10 protein-coding genes are annotated in these 15,000 nt (G+C 72.9%); 8 read left to right on the forward strand and 2 right to left on the reverse strand.

Annotated features, from left to right (window positions below; genetic code table 11):
- Positions 1-173 precede the first annotated feature (173 nt).
- Both BCL76_RS06835 and BCL76_RS06840 read left to right on the forward strand, forming a co-directional pair.
- Complete coding sequence (locus BCL76_RS06835; protein ID WP_146228328.1) at positions 174-4,400, forward strand: ricin-type beta-trefoil lectin domain protein; 4,227 nt, start codon at positions 174-176, stop codon at positions 4,398-4,400.
- A 448-nt stretch (positions 4,401-4,848) separates the two neighbouring features.
- Positions 4,849-5,457 (forward strand): winged helix-turn-helix domain-containing protein, encoded by a 609-nt coding sequence (locus tag BCL76_RS06840; RefSeq protein ID WP_109778609.1) that lies wholly within the window; start codon positions 4,849-4,851, stop codon positions 5,455-5,457.
- A 99-nt stretch (positions 5,458-5,556) separates the two neighbouring features.
- Here the strand turns inward: BCL76_RS06840 and BCL76_RS06845 are convergent, their stop codons facing one another.
- Together BCL76_RS06845 and BCL76_RS06850 are read right to left on the reverse strand one after the other, a co-directional pair.
- Entirely contained in the window at positions 5,557-6,999 is a 1,443-nt protein-coding gene (locus tag BCL76_RS06845; protein WP_109778610.1) for a PepSY-associated TM helix domain-containing protein, read from the reverse strand.
- Between the two features lie 62 nt (positions 7,000-7,061).
- Positions 7,062-7,811: a hypothetical protein gene (locus BCL76_RS06850; protein WP_146228329.1), complete on the reverse strand. Its 750-nt coding sequence runs from the start codon at positions 7,809-7,811 to the stop codon at positions 7,062-7,064.
- Between the two features lie 84 nt (positions 7,812-7,895).
- Here BCL76_RS06850 and BCL76_RS06855 point away from each other — a divergent pair, with 84 nt between their 5' ends.
- The 6 genes from BCL76_RS06855 (at position 7,896) to BCL76_RS06880 (ending at position 14,996) form a co-directional block, all read left to right on the forward strand.
- Positions 7,896-8,483, forward strand: coding sequence for a rhomboid-like protein (locus tag BCL76_RS06855; protein WP_258309388.1), 588 nt, complete (start codon positions 7,896-7,898; stop codon positions 8,481-8,483).
- Between the two features lie 25 nt (positions 8,484-8,508).
- Positions 8,509-9,300: a tyrosine-protein phosphatase gene (locus tag BCL76_RS06860; protein WP_109778612.1), complete on the forward strand. Its 792-nt coding sequence runs from the start codon at positions 8,509-8,511 to the stop codon at positions 9,298-9,300.
- Between the two features lie 111 nt (positions 9,301-9,411).
- On the forward strand, positions 9,412-11,322 hold the full coding sequence (locus BCL76_RS06865; RefSeq protein ID WP_109778613.1) for a hypothetical protein: 1,911 nt from the start codon (positions 9,412-9,414) through the stop codon (positions 11,320-11,322).
- A 163-nt stretch (positions 11,323-11,485) separates the two neighbouring features.
- On the forward strand, positions 11,486-12,940 hold the full coding sequence (locus tag BCL76_RS06870) for a hypothetical protein (RefSeq protein ID WP_109778614.1): 1,455 nt from the start codon (positions 11,486-11,488) through the stop codon (positions 12,938-12,940).
- Positions 12,941-13,056: 116 nt separating this feature from the next.
- Positions 13,057-13,953 (forward strand): metal-dependent hydrolase, encoded by an 897-nt coding sequence (locus BCL76_RS06875; protein WP_109778615.1) that lies wholly within the window; start codon positions 13,057-13,059, stop codon positions 13,951-13,953.
- The gene (locus tag BCL76_RS06880) at positions 13,950-14,996 is read left to right on the forward strand and encodes a PDR/VanB family oxidoreductase (RefSeq protein WP_109778616.1); all 1,047 of its coding nucleotides are present in this window, start codon (positions 13,950-13,952) and stop codon (positions 14,994-14,996) included. Before BCL76_RS06875 ends, BCL76_RS06880 begins: the two co-directional genes overlap by 4 nt.
- Positions 14,997-15,000 lie beyond the last annotated feature (4 nt).

Genomic DNA, 15,000 nt, shown 5'->3' on the forward strand with positions numbered 1-15,000 from the left:
CTTTAGGTCACCGTATGATCCGCCGTGGCGCAGAGTGATCGCTCTCACTTTCGATCGTGTAGCGCCACAAGTCATCCGAGCCACAGCACCAATTGGGGGTCCACATGGGGGGCACAGAGAGAACGCGGGGCAGGGGCCGTCCGGCCGCGCTCGCGGGTCTCGTCAGCCTTGCCTTGTCCGTAGGCATGGTCGGCGCGCTGCCCGCGTACGCCGCACCGAGCCCGAACGCGTCGGGCAGCAAGGCCACGCAGGACAGCAAGGCCAAGCCGGCGCCGAGCACTTCGGGCACGCCGAAAACCGCTCGGTCGACGCCGCAGACGCCGACGACGCCGACGACGCCGCCTCAGCGGCCGCTCACCGAGAAGGAGAAGGCCGAGGACGCCGCGCTCGCCGAGGCCAAGCGCACCGGCAAGCCGGTGCCCGTCGCGGCCGCGACGACCGAGACCGACACCGTCGTCGCCAATCCGGACGGGACCCTCGGGCTCACCCGCAGCGTGGCCCCGGTCCGTACCAGGAAGGGCGGCACCTGGGCCGACCTGGACGCCACGCTCTCCGCGTCGTCCGACGGCCAGCTGCGCCCCAAGGCCACCACGAGCGGTCTGACGCTGTCCGGCGGCGGCAACGCGCCGCTGGCCACGCTCGACCAGGACGGCAAGAAGCTCGAGCTGACCTGGCCGGAGTCGCTGCCGAAGCCGGTGCTCGACGGCGCCGGCGCCACGTACCCGGAGGTCGCTCCGGGCACCGACCTGAAGGTCACCGCCGACGCATCCGGCGGCATCTCGCAGATCCTGGTGGTGAAGTCGGCCGAGGCGGCCCGGCACCCCAAGCTCGCGAAGCTCACCATGGGGCTCAAGGGCGAGGGCGTGAACGTCAGCGCCGACGGCAGCGGCAACCTCAAGGCCGCCGACGCCTCCGGCCGTACGGTCTTCCACGCCCCGGTCCCCACCATGTGGGACTCCGGCGCCGAGGCGGCCGTCCCGGCCCCGCCCGCGGCCGGCACCCCCAAGTTCTCCCGGCTGGCCCGCGCCGCCGCACCGCAGCAGGCAGACGCGGCCGCCAAGGCCAAGCCGGCCTCCGACAGCGGCGGTCCCGGCGCGCACGCCAAGGTCTCCGAGCTGCGGACCGAACTCGGCCAGGGCTCCGTGACCCTGACCCCGGACCCGTCGTTCCTGAACGACGCGTCCACGGCGTACCCGGTCTACATCGACCCCGCCTGGGCGCCGACCAGCCGCGGTACCCAGCACTGGGCGTGGGTCCAGGAGGCGTACCCCGACACCGTCAACTACGACGACTACGGCGACCAGTACGACCCGGGCGTCGGCTACCAGCGCTGGCAGTCCCGCACCGGCATCGAGCGCTACTACGTCCAGCTCGACACCGGCGACCTCGGTGACAAGAGCATCAAGAAGGCCTCCTTCAACGCCACTCAGTCCTACGCGGCGGACGCCACCTGCTCCAACAGCTACAACGTGGACCTGCACTCCACCGAGCCGCTGCTGTCGAACATCACTTGGCGCACCCAGCCCCGCGACTGGGAGGTCCTGCGGACGACCTCGATGAACAGCGCCGGCGGCCCGGGCTGCTCCGGCTCCACCACCCGTGGTGAGTGGGACGTGCGCGACCACCTGGCGGGCAACGCCTGGCGCGGCAACGTCACCTACGCCCTCTTCGCCTCCAACGAGTCGAAGACCAGCGGCAACAACTCCTTCAAGCGCTTCACGCGCGACAAGAGCAAGCTGCCGTTCTTCTACATCGAGTACAACCGGGCCCCGTACACCCCGTGGGGCCTGGTGACCACCCCGGTCGCCCAGAACCCGTCCGGCCCCGGCCACTGCGGCTGGATCGGCGCGACCGGCTACCCGGGCATGGGCATCGGCGCCTGGATCGGCGACCCGGAGAACCAGCCCAACGACGCGCGCTTCTACGTCCACGACGCCAACGGTGACGCCCTCGTCTACGACAGCGGCTGGATCGGCCTGGCGAACGGCACCCACTGGCAGTGGGCGTGGCCGGGCAACCTCTCCGACGGCCACACCTACTACTGGAAGGTCCAGGGCGGCGACGGCGACATGTCCTCCGCCTGGGCCACGTCGGACTGCAAGTTCAGCATCGACACCCAGCCGCCGTCCGTCCCGGTCGTCACCTCGAACGAGTACCCGCCCTCGGGCACGCTGCCCGGCTCCACCAAGTCGATCGGGCAGCAGGGCGGCTTCACGCTGAAGTCGACCGACGCCCACAGCGGTGTGCTCTCCTACGAGTGGGCGTTCAACTCGGCCATCCCGGTCGGCGGTGCCAACACGGTCAGCGCCGCCGCGGACGGCAGCGCCTCGATCAACCTGACGCCGACCACCTGGGGCACGAACGTCCTGCGCGTGCAGGCGGTCGACAAGGCGGGCAACCGCTCCCAGGTGCAGACGTACACCTTCTACGTCCCGGACAACCCGAACGCCAAGACCACGCTCGGCGACATCACCGGCGACGAGCGCGTCGACTTCATCGCCCCCACCGCCACCGGCGACCTGGTGGTCTATCCGACCGCCGTGGACCCGACCGCCGGCGGGGTCATCGCCTCCAACATGGCCAACAGCCCGGGCGGCAAGGGCTGGGGCGACGGCACCCTGACCAGCCACCGCGGTGGCAACGGCATCCGCATCGACGACCTGTGGGCCTGGCGGGACGGGCAGCTCAAGCTGTACCGCAACTCCCTCACCCAGGGCGGCCTCGCGGCCAACGGAGGCCTGTACTACAACGCCGCCAAGGCGCTGACGGTCAAGCGCCCGCCGTTGTTCACCTGCACCGTCGTGACGACCGGCGAGGCCTGCGGCAGCGAGTACGCCACCAACTGGAGCCGGGTCAAGCAGATCCTGGCGGTCGGCGACGCCCGGCCCGAGGACGGCGTCACCCCGTTCAACGACCTGCTGACCATCGAGACCGACGGCACCGGCAGCCGCCTGCTGCTCTTCCAGGGCACCGGGGCCACCGGCACGCTGGCCGACCCGATCGTCCTCGTGCTGAGCAACTCCGGGTGGGACAACCTCACCCTGATCGCCCCGGGCGACGCCACCGGTGACGGCCTGCCGGACCTGTGGGCCCGGGACACCACCACCGGTGCGATCTACCAGTACGCCAACGAACGCGGCAACCCCGGCGCTCTCGGCGACCACACCAAGCGCACCCAGATCGGCACCGGCGTCACCGCCGCCGGCTACCCGGTCGTCGGCTCCTCCGGCGACACGAGCGGCGACGGCGTCCCGGACCTGTGGGCCCTGACCGCCAACCAGAGCCTGCTGACCTGGAACGGCGTCACCACCGGCAGCAAGGTCACCACCTTCACCACCCGCAACGTCATGGGCGACGCCCGCATCTCCACCGCCCACTGGAAGCTCGACGAGACCACCGGCACCACCGCCGCCGATGTGCGCGGCGGCAGCCCGCTCACCCTCAGCGCGACCGGCGCCACCTGGGCCGACGACACCGTCGCCGGCACACCCGGCAAGGTTCTGGACCTCAACGGCACCGCCGGCACGGCCCTCGGAGCGGGACCGGCCATCGACACCACGCGCAGCTTCACCGTGTCGACGTGGACCAAGGCCGACGCGCTCGGCGGAGTGGCCCTCAGCCAGGCAGGCAGCCGGTCGAGCGGGTTCATCCTGTGGCCGGACAAGAACGACGGCGGCACCTGGCGCTTCGCAATGTCCCAGAAGGACGACGACAACTGGAGTTACGACCAGACCAACACCATGAACGAAGCGGCCAAGGTGCAGCTCGGCACCTGGACCCAGCTGACCGCCACCTATGACGCCACGACCGGCTTCATCGGCCTCTACGTCAACGGCACCCTCGCAGGCACCGGCTACCACGCCAAGGCCAACGCCTGGAACGCCACCGGCGCACTGACCGTGGGCAACTACCGCTACCAGGGTGCTCCGAACAGCTACTTCGACGGCCGGGTCAGCAACCTCGCGTTCTACCCGTACTCCAAGGTCCCCACCGCGGCCGGCACCAAGCTGGTTTCCGCGCTCAACAGCGCCAAGTGCGCCGACAACGACAACGGCGGCAACCAGGACGGCAACCGCATCCACCTCTGGGACTGCAACGACGCCAACGGCGGCGTGGCCCAGAAGTTCGACGTGACCGCGGCCGGCGAACTCCGGATCGCCGGTAAGTGCGTCGACATCCAGGGCGGCGGCATGGTCAACGGCACCAAGGCCATCCTGTTCACCTGCGCGCCCGGCGCGTGGAACCAGCAGTGGCTGCCGACCGCCACCAGCGGGTTCTACAACCCCACCAGCGGCCGGTGCCTGGACGTTCCGGGCGGGCGCATCGACAACGGCAACCAGCTCCAGATCTACGACTGCAACGCCACCACCGCGCAGCGCTGGCTGTCCAGCATCGCCTGATCCCTGCTCCCTGATCCCTGATCCCTCGTACGGGACGGGTCACCGACGCCCGCCGAGCCCCTGTGGCCCGGCGGGCGTCATGCGTCTTGCGCGCATGACGTTTTGTCGCGTTTGTGATGTCCGTGCGAAGACTTGATGGAGGAATATGAGATTCCGATCCAATGGGTGAGACGCTTCCTACTCTGGGGCGGGCACTTCTGCTTCAATGAGCCCATGGCCAGCCACTCGCACACCTCGAACGGTCGCAGCGACCTCGAGCCGTTCTGGCCCTCCCGTCAGGACCACGACTACGACCGGGAGTGTTGCCGCGCGAAGAACGCGCCGGCCCTCTAAAGCCTCCGGGATCCACCGTCCGACCTCCCCCGAGGCCTTCGGTCTGCGCGGTATCGACATCGACGACGTACGCACGTCTCCTGCCGACCACTCCGCGTGAAAGAGCTGACCACTCATGGCGAACACCCGCTCCCTCTCCTCCGCCGCCACCGTCGACGCCACCGCTGCGACCTCTCCCCTGACCTATCCGCCCAGTCCGCGCCACCGACTCCGTTCCGTGGACCGGGACGAAGTGGCTCGAGTGGTGGACTTCCTGCCGCCGGGTGCCACCTGGCTGCCCGCACCCCAGCACACCCTGCCGACGCTGCCGGGCCGGCCGCCGATGGTCGGTTACCTGGTGCTCGTACCGGCCGACCAGCAGCCCCCGATCGCCTTCGCCCCCCAGGCGGTGGCCGCCGCCGTCCCGTCGACCCCGGCCGCCCACGCCCCGGCCGGACCGGCCGACGGCCTGGTCCGGATCGACTCGGCGCAGCGCACCGCCGAGGTCGACGGTCGGGTGCTCGACCTGACGTACCTGGAGTTCGAGCTGCTGGCCCACCTGGTGCAGCACCCGCACCGGGTGCACAGCCGGGACCAGTTGGTCACCACCGTCTGGGGCTACGGGCACGTCGGCGACGGCCGGACCGTTGACGTCCACATCGCCCGGCTGCGCCGCAAGCTGGGCGCCTCCCACCGCGCCGCGATCCAGACGGTGCGCCGGGTCGGCTACAAGTACGCCCCCTGAGCCGCCGGTTTCGGCCTGACGACGGTGGGCCCGTACTCCCCCGGGGAGTACGGGCCCACCTCGTTCGTGACCGGTGCCCGACAGGGCGCTACGCGGCTCCTACGCGGCCTCGGCCCGGCGGCCCGCGACGAAGCCCAGCAGGACGTCGACCGCGAGGAAGACGACCAGGCTGATCCCGAGCAGCGGCACGAACCAGCCGATGAGCGCGGTGCATGCGGCGACCGGCAGCAGCACCGTCACCGGGAGCTTGCGCCAGGCGCCGCGCGGCTGCGCACGGCCGACGGACAGCTTGCGGTCCTTCGTCGGCCGGCGGAGCCACCACATGCGGTAGCCCCAGAAGACGAGGAACATCACGGCGACGGCGAGCGCGGCGAGCGCGATCTGGTTGACGAGCCCGAAGGTCGTGCCCATGTGCAGGTCGATGCCGAAGCGGGTCATCTGGGCGAGGACCGGGTAGTCGGCGAAGCGCAGTTCGTCCATCACGCGGGCGTCCGCCGGATCGACGGCGACCGAGTCCAGGTGCACCGGCACCAGCTTGTCCTGCTCCTTGATGACGTACCCCTTGCCCTCGGCGGGCAGGGTCACGCGGAGCGCCTCGGTGACGCCGGCGGCCCGGGCCGCGTCCACGGCCTTGTCGATGCCGACATCGGTGGTGGGTGCGGGCGGCGGGGCCATCTGCGTGCCGTCGGGCATGGTGTGCCCGGCGTGCTCGTCGGAGCCGGCGCCCGCACCGGCGCCGAGCTGGGCGGACACGGCCGGGGTGGCCCCGCCGAGGCTGTCCTGGAGCTCCCCGATGTTCTCGCCGGCGTACTTCGACCAGGTCAGGCCGGTGGCGGAGAGGACGACGAGTCCGGCGACGGCCCACAGCCCCACGGCTCCGTGCCAGGAGAGGGTGCGGCGCCGGCCGGTGGCCTTGCGGTCCGGGAGGACCAGCTGCGACCTGCGCTTACGACGGCGGCCCAGCCACAGGGCGAGTCCGCCGAGTGCGACCACCCACATCCAGCTCGCGGCGAGTTCGCTGTAGTTCCGGCCGAACTCGCCGAGCTGGAGGCTGGAGTGGAACTCGCTGAGCCAGGCCCGCAGCGGCAGCGCGTCGCCGACGGTGGCGAGCTGCCCGCGCACCTCGGCCGTGTACGGGTCGACGAAGACGGTGAGGGTCTCCCCCTCGGGGAGGCCCGGGCTCTCCATGATCACCCGGGTGGTGGCCTCGGTGTCGGGGGCGGGCCACACGGACACGACCTCGCCCGCGGGGGCGGCGCCCTTGGCCGCGTCGATCTGGGCGCTCAGCGGCAGGGTGCTGTCGCCGACGCGGGCGACGGTCAGCTCGTCGGAGTAGATGATGTTCTCGGCCTGCCAGGAGGCGGCGTAGAGCAGCCCGGTGGCGGCGGCGAGGAAGATCAGCGGGGCGACGAGCAGGCCCGCGTAGAAGTGCATGCGCAGGAGCAGCGGGCGCAGGGCGGCCCAGCCGCTGCCGCGGTTCTTGGCCGGCACGGCCGGTTCGGCGTCCGGGGTACGGACGTCTTGAGCCTCGTCAAGAGACATGGCGATCCTAGGGGTTGGCGAAGACATGGGGACCGGGCCCCAGGGCTCGCCGCTTCGCCGGGTCAGGCGTGGGCGGGCCGGCCGGGGGCCGTGAAACGTGGGAGCGGAGCGCGTCCGGGCGGCCCGCGGCGCACCACGGCATGGGCGTGTACGGCTCCACGCAGGCGGCGCGGCCGTTCGTACGGGGCGAGGAGGACGGGCGGGGCCGGTGGGGCGGCCACCCGCGCCCGGACCAGGGCGAGCGCGCGGGTGAGCGGCCGGGCCGCGTGGAGCGCGGCGGTGGCCAGGACCCGGGCCAGCCGGAAGACGGCGGCCTCGCCGCGTGCGAGCCAGGCGGCGCAGAGCAGCGCGGCGAGCACATGGGCGGCGATCATCGCGGCGCCGCCGTGACCGGCCATGCCGGCCGTGCCGGTGGCGCCCGCCATCCCCGTGGTGCCCGCCATGTGGGCCATGTCTGCCATGTCGGCCAAGCCGGCGATGTCTGCCATGCCCGCGGTTTCGGCGGCCGTCGCGCCCGCGTCGGCCGCCGCCATGTGCTGGTGGCCGTGCATCGGGGCGGGAGCGGCGAACGGCTCGGCGGCCGCGCTCCTCGAGAAGACCAGGTGCAGCACGCCCTGCACCGAGAGCACCGCGGCGGTGATGCCCACGGGGCCCCGCCGCCGCCCGGCGGCGAGCCATGCGAACCCGTAGGTCACACCGAAAGCACCCAGAAGGCCGAAGAGGGGGACGTCCGCTCCGGACATGGCCGAGTGGCCTGTCGCGCCCAGGGCGACACACATCGCCGCGAAGATCGCGGCTCGGGTGGCGCGCATCGGCGCGAATGATTCGAACATGGCCGGGACATGTTCGCACGGGGTGCCTCGGTCGCCGCCAGAGGCTTATCCGATCATGAGCAGATGAATCCGATTCCGTGGGGAGCGGTGTACGCCGGCGGGGTGCAGCTCGGGGCCTACGCCTTGGAGCGCACCGGGGCGGCCGAGCGGGAGCGCCTGCTCCGGGGCTGCTCGACGAACGTCGACAACCTCGCCGCCGGACGCTGGGAGACGCTGCTGAGCAGCGCTCTCGTCGTCGAGGAGCCCATGCCGCTGCCCTACGCGCTGCTGTTGGTCGCGGTCCTCGGCTATGCCGAATACGCGTACGGAGCCTGGTGGGCGGCCGCGGTGTTCCTCTTCGGGCACGCCGCCGCGACCCTCCTGGTGTACGGCGCCCTGCGCGGGAGGGCCGATCCGCAGACCCGGCGCGCGGTGGACGTGGGGACGAGCTACGGGTTCAACGCCGTGCTCGGCGCGCTGACCTCCGCCCTGCCGCGCGGGGCGATCCGTACCGCCGCGCGGGTGGGGCTGGTGGCGCTCGCGGCGGCGCCGGTGGTGCGGCGCGGGCGGACCTTCACGGACGCCGGGCACCTGGCCGCGCTCGGGGTGGGCATCGGGGTCTCACTGGCCTTCGATTGCCTTTCCGGGGCGAAACATCGGAAAATTACATGAACCGCACCCAGCAGGAGCTGCCACGATGACCGCCACCCCGTCCACCACCGTCGCCAACCTCCGCGACCTCGGCGGCACCCCGCTCTCCGGCGGCCGCACCGTCCGGCCCGGCCTGGTGCTGCGCTCCGGCCAGCTCGACCGGCTCGACCTCGACGCCGACCCGGTGGTGGCCGCGCTGGGCCTGCGTACCGTCATCGACTTCCGCACCGACGCCGAGCGCGCCGACCACCCCGACCGGATACCCGCCGGGGCCCGGGTCCTGGTCGGTGACGTCCTCGCCGACAAGCTGAACTCCGCCAAGGTGCCCGCCGCGCAGCTCAAGGACCTGCTGTCCGACCCGGCCGTCGCCGAGAAGCACCTGGGCGGCGGCCGGGCGCAGGCCCTGTTCGCCGACACCTACCGGTCCTTCGTGAACTCCGGCTCCGCGCAGGCCGCGTACCGGATGCTGCTCACCGAGGCCGCCGACGCCGACTCGGGCCCGCTGCTGTTCCACTGCACGGCCGGCAAGGACCGGACCGGCTGGGGCGCGACGATCATCCTGGCGCTGCTGGGCGCGGACGACGAGACACTGATGGCCGAATACCTGTCCGTCAATCCTGCGGTCAAGCAGGCTTTCGCCCCGCTGATCGAGGGCTTCACGGCGGCCGGTGGCGACCCGGACATCGCGCTCGCGCTGATCGGCGTCTTCCCCTCCTACCTGCGGGCGGCGCTGGACGAGGTCGAGACGCGGTACGGCTCGATGGAGAAGTACGTGCGTGAGGGGCTGGGCGTCGCCGACGAGACGGTCGAGGCGCTGCGCGCCCGCCTGGTGGCCTGACCCCGCACCGGGGTGCGGGTGCGGCGCCCGGCCGGGGGCCCGAACCGGTGACCATCCGACGATTCGCTCGTTCTGCTGAACGTGACTGCGCCGGATACCGCCACCCGCCCCATGCCTCCCGTGTCTCCCGTGCCGCCGGACGTCGAGCAGGCCGAGGCCGCCATCGTCGAGCACTACCCCCGGCTGGTGCGACTGGCCTATCTGGTGCTGCCGCCCGCCCTCGGCCGCAACCGGCGGGTGCTCACCGCGCACTCGCTGGTCCAGCGGGCGCTGCCGCGCGGGCGGCGGGATTCGGCCGCTGCCGCGGCCGCCGTGCAGGGTGGGGTTCCGGGGCAGCGGGGCGGGCCGGACGACTCCGGGTACGCGTACGTCCGGCTGCGCGTGCTGCGCGCCGCGCTGGAGGCGGGGATTCCGCTGACCTTCCGGGCGCTGCCGAGGCGGGCGCAGCTCCCGCCGCTGCTCCCCCAGGTGTGGGGGCTGCGGCTGTTCCCCCGCTCCGGTGGGGCCGAGGAGCTGGCCCTCGACCAGTGGCTGGCCACCCTCGACGGGCCGGGTCGGGCCGCCTGTGTGCTGCGGGCGCTGGAGCGGCTGAGCGAGCCGGAGGTGCTCCGGGTGCTCGACGAGGCGGGGGTTCCGGATCCGGCCGCCGCCGCCCGGGAGTCCGGGGATCCGGCGAACGACGCCTTGTTCGCCTCCCCCGAGTTCGACCCGTGCGTGCTCCAGGCCCGGCCCACCGATCTGCTGCGGCGGCGCCGGCTGGGGCGGGCCGCGCTGGCCGCCGGGGCCGCCCTCGCCGTGTGCGGGGCGCTGCTCGCGCTGCCGGGCGGGGGCTGGGGCTCGGACGGGGCCGCCGCCCCGCTGTACTCGCGCAACGCCGCGGCCGAGCAGGCACTGGATCCCGGGAAGCTGGTCCGGGCGGCGCCCACCCTGTGGCGCACGTCCTCCCGTACGGGCTTCTCCACCTGGCCCGCCCGCGGCGACCGCGCCGGCGACACGGAGCTGCTGCGCCGGGCGCTGGCCGTATGGGCCCGGCCCGGCCCGACGGTGGTCACCTCGGCCACTCCGGGCACGCCCGCCGGGCCGCCGATGGGACCGGCGCAGCTGCTGTTCGCGGGTGCCGTGGACCAGGCCGTCGTGGTGCTGATGTACGACGGGCTGCGCGTGATCCGCTACGCCGAACCGCGGACCGGGACCGCGGGCGCCGCCCTCGACTTCGCCCGGACCGACGGCGCCTCGGCGGACACCGCCACCGCGCTGGTGCTCAGCCGGGTGGACGGCAACGTGCGCTATCTCACCGCGCCCTGGGTCACCGGCGTGGCCCTGCGGGACCTGCTCAAGCCCACCACCCCGGTGGTGGCGCTGAAGCCGACCCCGGACGGGGTGACCCCGCCGGTGGCGGGCCCGGCTCCGGCGGGCGACTGCACGAGCTGGAACGCGCTGGCCCTGACGGGCGACGGCGCCACCCGGCTGATCACCGACCTCGGTGAACTGACCCCGGCCCGGCTGACGTCGGGCGCGCCGGGCGCCGAGCGCAATGTGACGGAGGCCGCCGAGCTCGGGGACTGGTCGAGGATCGCCTGCCTGCTGCCGGCGGTCCGCTCGCACGGGGTGCGCACGGTCAACGCGTGGACGTACGCGAAGCAGCCGCTGCCGGAGGGCGACGGAACGGCGGCCTGGCTCTGTACGCGGGCCGAGACCTGGCAGGGGGCCGCGGACCGGGTGCAGGCGCAGTTCCTGGCCCCGGGCGCCCCGACGGCGGCGCAGGCGGCCCGGTCGGAGGGGTCGGCGGCCTGCGGGCCGCGCGAGCCGCGGGTGCTGGCGGGTGTGCTGTGGAAGTCACGGGCGGGCCAGTGGTACGTACTGGCGGCGGGCAGCGCGCAGTTCGCGTCGCTGTCGGTGTCGGGCGGTGGGGTGAGCGGGTCGGCGAACGGCAACCGCTTGGCTGTGAAGGCGCAGGCGGGCGCGCAGGTGGACCTGTCGGGCAAGCTGACGGACGGAACGAAGGCGGGCGTACTGCGGTAGGCCCTGACACCCTTGCGGGTGGGTGAAGCTTCAACAGTCAGGAACTGTTGGGTAGTTGGCGGGATCCGGACATGACGGTCGCAGTCGACACATGGCATGATCTGATTCCGGTTACCACGCGGTAACCTCAACACCCCTCCCCCACGCGAAGGTTCACCCACACGTGCGCACGCTTGCCCGACGCCTCCTCATACCCGGCTTGACCGCCCTCGCCCTGACCGCCACCGGCTGCGGCTCGACCTCTCACACCGGCGCCGCCGAACCGGCCGCCCCCGCCGCCGTCACCCCCTCGTCCGACGGCACCTCGGAGCAGCTCGACGTGGCCGCGGCCCCGCAGGGGACGTCCACGCCGGCGGCCGTGGCCCGGGCCGACGGGAAGGGCAGGACCGAGAAGTCCGCGCTGAAGGTCGCCTCCTACGACCGGGCCACCGGCCGGGCCGTCATCGCCAAGGGCGCGCAGACGCCCGGCCGTTCGCCCGCGCCCGGCAAGCCGTCCGAGACCGGGAAGTCCCCGGAGGCCGGGAAGTCCCCCGAGGCGGGGAAGTCCCCCGAGGCCGACAAGCCGGTCGCGGTCGGCGATGTCATCGCCAGCGCGCCGGCCCCCGGCGCCCCCGCGGGGCTGCTCGCCAAGGTCACCGAGGTCGTCGGCAAGACCGACAAGGGCACCGAGGTCAAGACCGCGGCCACCACGCTGGCCGCCGTCCTGGGCGACGACAAGGCCGACGGCAAGGTCCCCGTGGACCCGGCCGCGGTCACCGTCGAGCCCCTGACGAAGGGCGTCACCTTCTCCTGGGCCAAGGGTCCGGGCCTGACCTTCGGCCCCGAGGGCGCGAAGCTGCCGCTCGGCAACCTGCGGCTCGACGTCAACGCCTCCGTCGACACCGCCCCGGACGCCCCCGCGTCGGCCGGCGCCTCGGTGTCCGGCTTCGTCCAGCTCGCCCCGCAGGTCGAGTTCGCGTACGACGGCAGCGCCGGCGGCGCCCCCGGTCCGCGCGGTGCCTTCCTCGGCATGAGCGGTGACTGGTCCTCGCAGTGGAAGCTCCAGGGCCGCGCCGCCGCGAGCACCGGAACGCCCAAGCGGATCCCGTTCGCCAAGCTGCACAGCTCGCCCGTCATCCAGGTCGGCCCGGTGCCGGTCGTCGTCAACCTCGACCTGACCTGCTACATCCAGGTGGAGGCCGACGGCCGCGTCACCCTCGACGTCCAGCAGGACGTCAAGGGCGACTTCAAGGTCGGCGGCAGCTACGCCACGGGCAAGGGCTGGACCCCGGTCAGCGCCTCCAACGTGAAGAGCACGCCGGTCCGGGCGAGCGTCACCGCCGCCGGGAAGGTCAAGGGCGCGATCGGCGCCGAGGCCTCCGTCGGCCTCTACGGGGCCGTCGGCGTCACCGCGGACTTCGCCCCGTACGTGCGCGGTGAGGGCGACATCACGGCGGCCGCGTCCAGCGACGGCAAGACCTCCCTGGACGGCGCCTGGGCGCTGTACGGCGGCTTCGACCTGAGCGGCAACCTCCAGCTCCAGCTGTCGCTGTTCGGCACTCCCCTCTTCGAGCGCAAGATCCCGCTGGGCACCCTCAACCGCGAGTGGGCGCTCTCGACCGGCCACATCAAGCGGTAGTCGGCGGGACATCGGTACGAACACTGCCCGGGTGCGTGAGCGCCCGGGCAGTGGCATGTCGGAGAAGTCCGCGCAGGGGGCTTCTCCTGCCACCTACCCATCAGTACATTGACGCCATGTCTAATACGCCGCTCGCGCCCGCCCCCGTGGCGTCGGAACACGTGGACCTGAGGCCCCGGAACGTGTCCTTCGGCTGGGAGGACACCCCGCTCCACTGGCTGCCCGGCGACCCGTTCGCCGGACACATGATCAATGTGCTGCACCTGCTGCTCCCCGCGGGAGAGCGCTGGTTCGTGCACGTCTACAAGCAGGTGCTCCCGTACATCGAGGACGAGCGACTGCGGGCGGACGTCGTCGGCTTCATCGGCCAGGAGGCCATGCACGCCACCGCGCACGACGACGTGCTCCCCCACCTGAAGCGGCTGGGGTTGGATCCGACCCCCTACACCGCGCAGGTGGACTGGCTGTTCGAGAAGCTCCTCGGCGACCGGACCCTGCCGCCGGGCCGGGCCCGCCACTGGTGGCTGATGGAACGGGTCGCGATGATCGCGGCGATCGAGCACTACACGGCGTTCCTGGGCGACTGGGTGCTCAACGCCGACGCGCTGGACCGGCGGGGTGCCGACCCCACGATGCTGGACCTGCTGCGCTGGCACGGGGCGGAGGAGGTCGAGCACCGCTCGGTGGCCTTCGACCTCTTCATGCACGTCGACGGCAACTACCGGCGCCGGGCCCGCACCTGGGCGACCGCCTTCTCGGCGCTGGTGTTCCTGTGGCAGCGCGGGGTGCGCTTCTTCATGGAGAACGACCCGCACCTGGTGGCCGGCAAGGCCTCCTTCGGGAAGTTCTTCGTGGCCGGTCAGCAGGGGGTGCTCCCGTCGACGGGAGCGATGCTGAAGTCCATCCCGAAGTACCTCTCCCGCACCTACCACCCCTCGCAGGAGGGCTCGACGGCCCAGGCGGTGGCCTACCTCGCCGCCTCCCCCGGCGCGAACGGCGAGGTGCGGGCATGAGGCGCGCCCTCGCCGTCACCGCCGTCGCGGGCGCCGCCTGGGTGACCCGGCGCGCCCTGCGGCGCCGGATCGACAGGTCCCCGCTCTGGCCGCTGCCGGCCCTGGAGGCTCCGGTCTCGGGCCACTCCCCGCGCCGGGCGCTGCGTGCGCTGATCGTCTCCCGTACGGAGCCCGCGCACGGCGTGCTGCGACTGACCCTGGAGTCGCCGGACCTCCCGGCGTGGACCCCGGGCGCGCACGTGGACGTCACCCTGCCCTCCGGCCTGGTCCGCCAGTACTCGCTGTGCGGCGACCCGGCCGACGCCGGCCGGTACACGATCGCGATCCGGCTGATCGAGGACGGCCGGGGCGGCTCCCGCGAGGCGCACGCGCAACTGGTCGAGGGCGCCGAGCTGGAGCTGCGCCCGCCGCGCAACCGCTTCGAGCTGGTCCCCGCGCCCTCGTACGTCTTCGTCGCGGGCGGCATCGGCATCACGCCGATCCTCCCTATGCTGCGGGCCGCCACGGCGACGGGCGCCGACTGGACCCTCCTTTACGGGGGCCGCTCCCTCGACTCGATGCCCTTCCTGGACGACCTCGCGGCCTACGGCGACCGGGTCACGGTCCTCCCCGAGGACGAGGTGGGCCTGCCGGACCTGTCCCCGCTCGCCGCCGCGGCGCCCGGCACCCTGGTCTACTGCTGTGGGCCGGAGCCCCTGATGCTGGCCGTGATCGAGGCCGCCCAGGACCCGGCGGCCGTGCACCTGGAGCGCTTCGCGCCGTCGGCCGCGCCCGGTCCGGCGCGGGCGTTCACGGTCGAACTGCGCCGCTCGGGCCGGGTCGTCGAGGTGGCGGCGGACGAGAGCACGCTGGCCGCGGTGCGCCGGGAGCTGCCGGACACCCCGTACTCCTGCGAGCAGGGGTTCTGCGGGACCTGCCAACACCGGGTGCTGGAGGGCGGCGTGGACCACCGCGACGAGCTGCTCACGGACCAGGAGCGGGACGATTCGATGCTGCTGTGCGTGTCGCGCGCGAAGGGGGACCGGCTGGTCCTGGACCTGTGAACGC

It is taken from the genome of Streptomyces sp. CG 926 (genome assembly GCF_003148825.1).
GTDB lineage: Bacteria > Actinomycetota > Actinomycetes > Streptomycetales > Streptomycetaceae > Streptomyces.

Coding starts and splice junctions, on each gene's coding strand:
- BCL76_RS06855 (WP_258309388.1), top strand. CDS start 7,896: ATGAATCCGATTCCGTGGGGAGCGGTGTACGCCGGCGGGGTGCAGCTC.
- BCL76_RS06865 (WP_109778613.1), top strand. CDS start 9,412: ATGCCTCCCGTGTCTCCCGTGCCGCCGGACGTCGAGCAGGCCGAGGCC.
- BCL76_RS06880 (WP_109778616.1), top strand. CDS start 13,950: ATGAGGCGCGCCCTCGCCGTCACCGCCGTCGCGGGCGCCGCCTGGGTG.
- BCL76_RS06860 (WP_109778612.1), top strand. CDS start 8,509: ATGACCGCCACCCCGTCCACCACCGTCGCCAACCTCCGCGACCTCGGC.
- BCL76_RS06875 (WP_109778615.1), top strand. CDS start 13,057: ATGTCTAATACGCCGCTCGCGCCCGCCCCCGTGGCGTCGGAACACGTG.
- BCL76_RS06840 (WP_109778609.1), top strand. CDS start 4,849: ATGGCGAACACCCGCTCCCTCTCCTCCGCCGCCACCGTCGACGCCACC.
- BCL76_RS06845 (WP_109778610.1), bottom strand. CDS start 6,999: ATGTCTCTTGACGAGGCTCAAGACGTCCGTACCCCGGACGCCGAACCG.
- BCL76_RS06850 (WP_146228329.1), bottom strand. CDS start 7,811: ATGCGCGCCACCCGAGCCGCGATCTTCGCGGCGATGTGTGTCGCCCTG.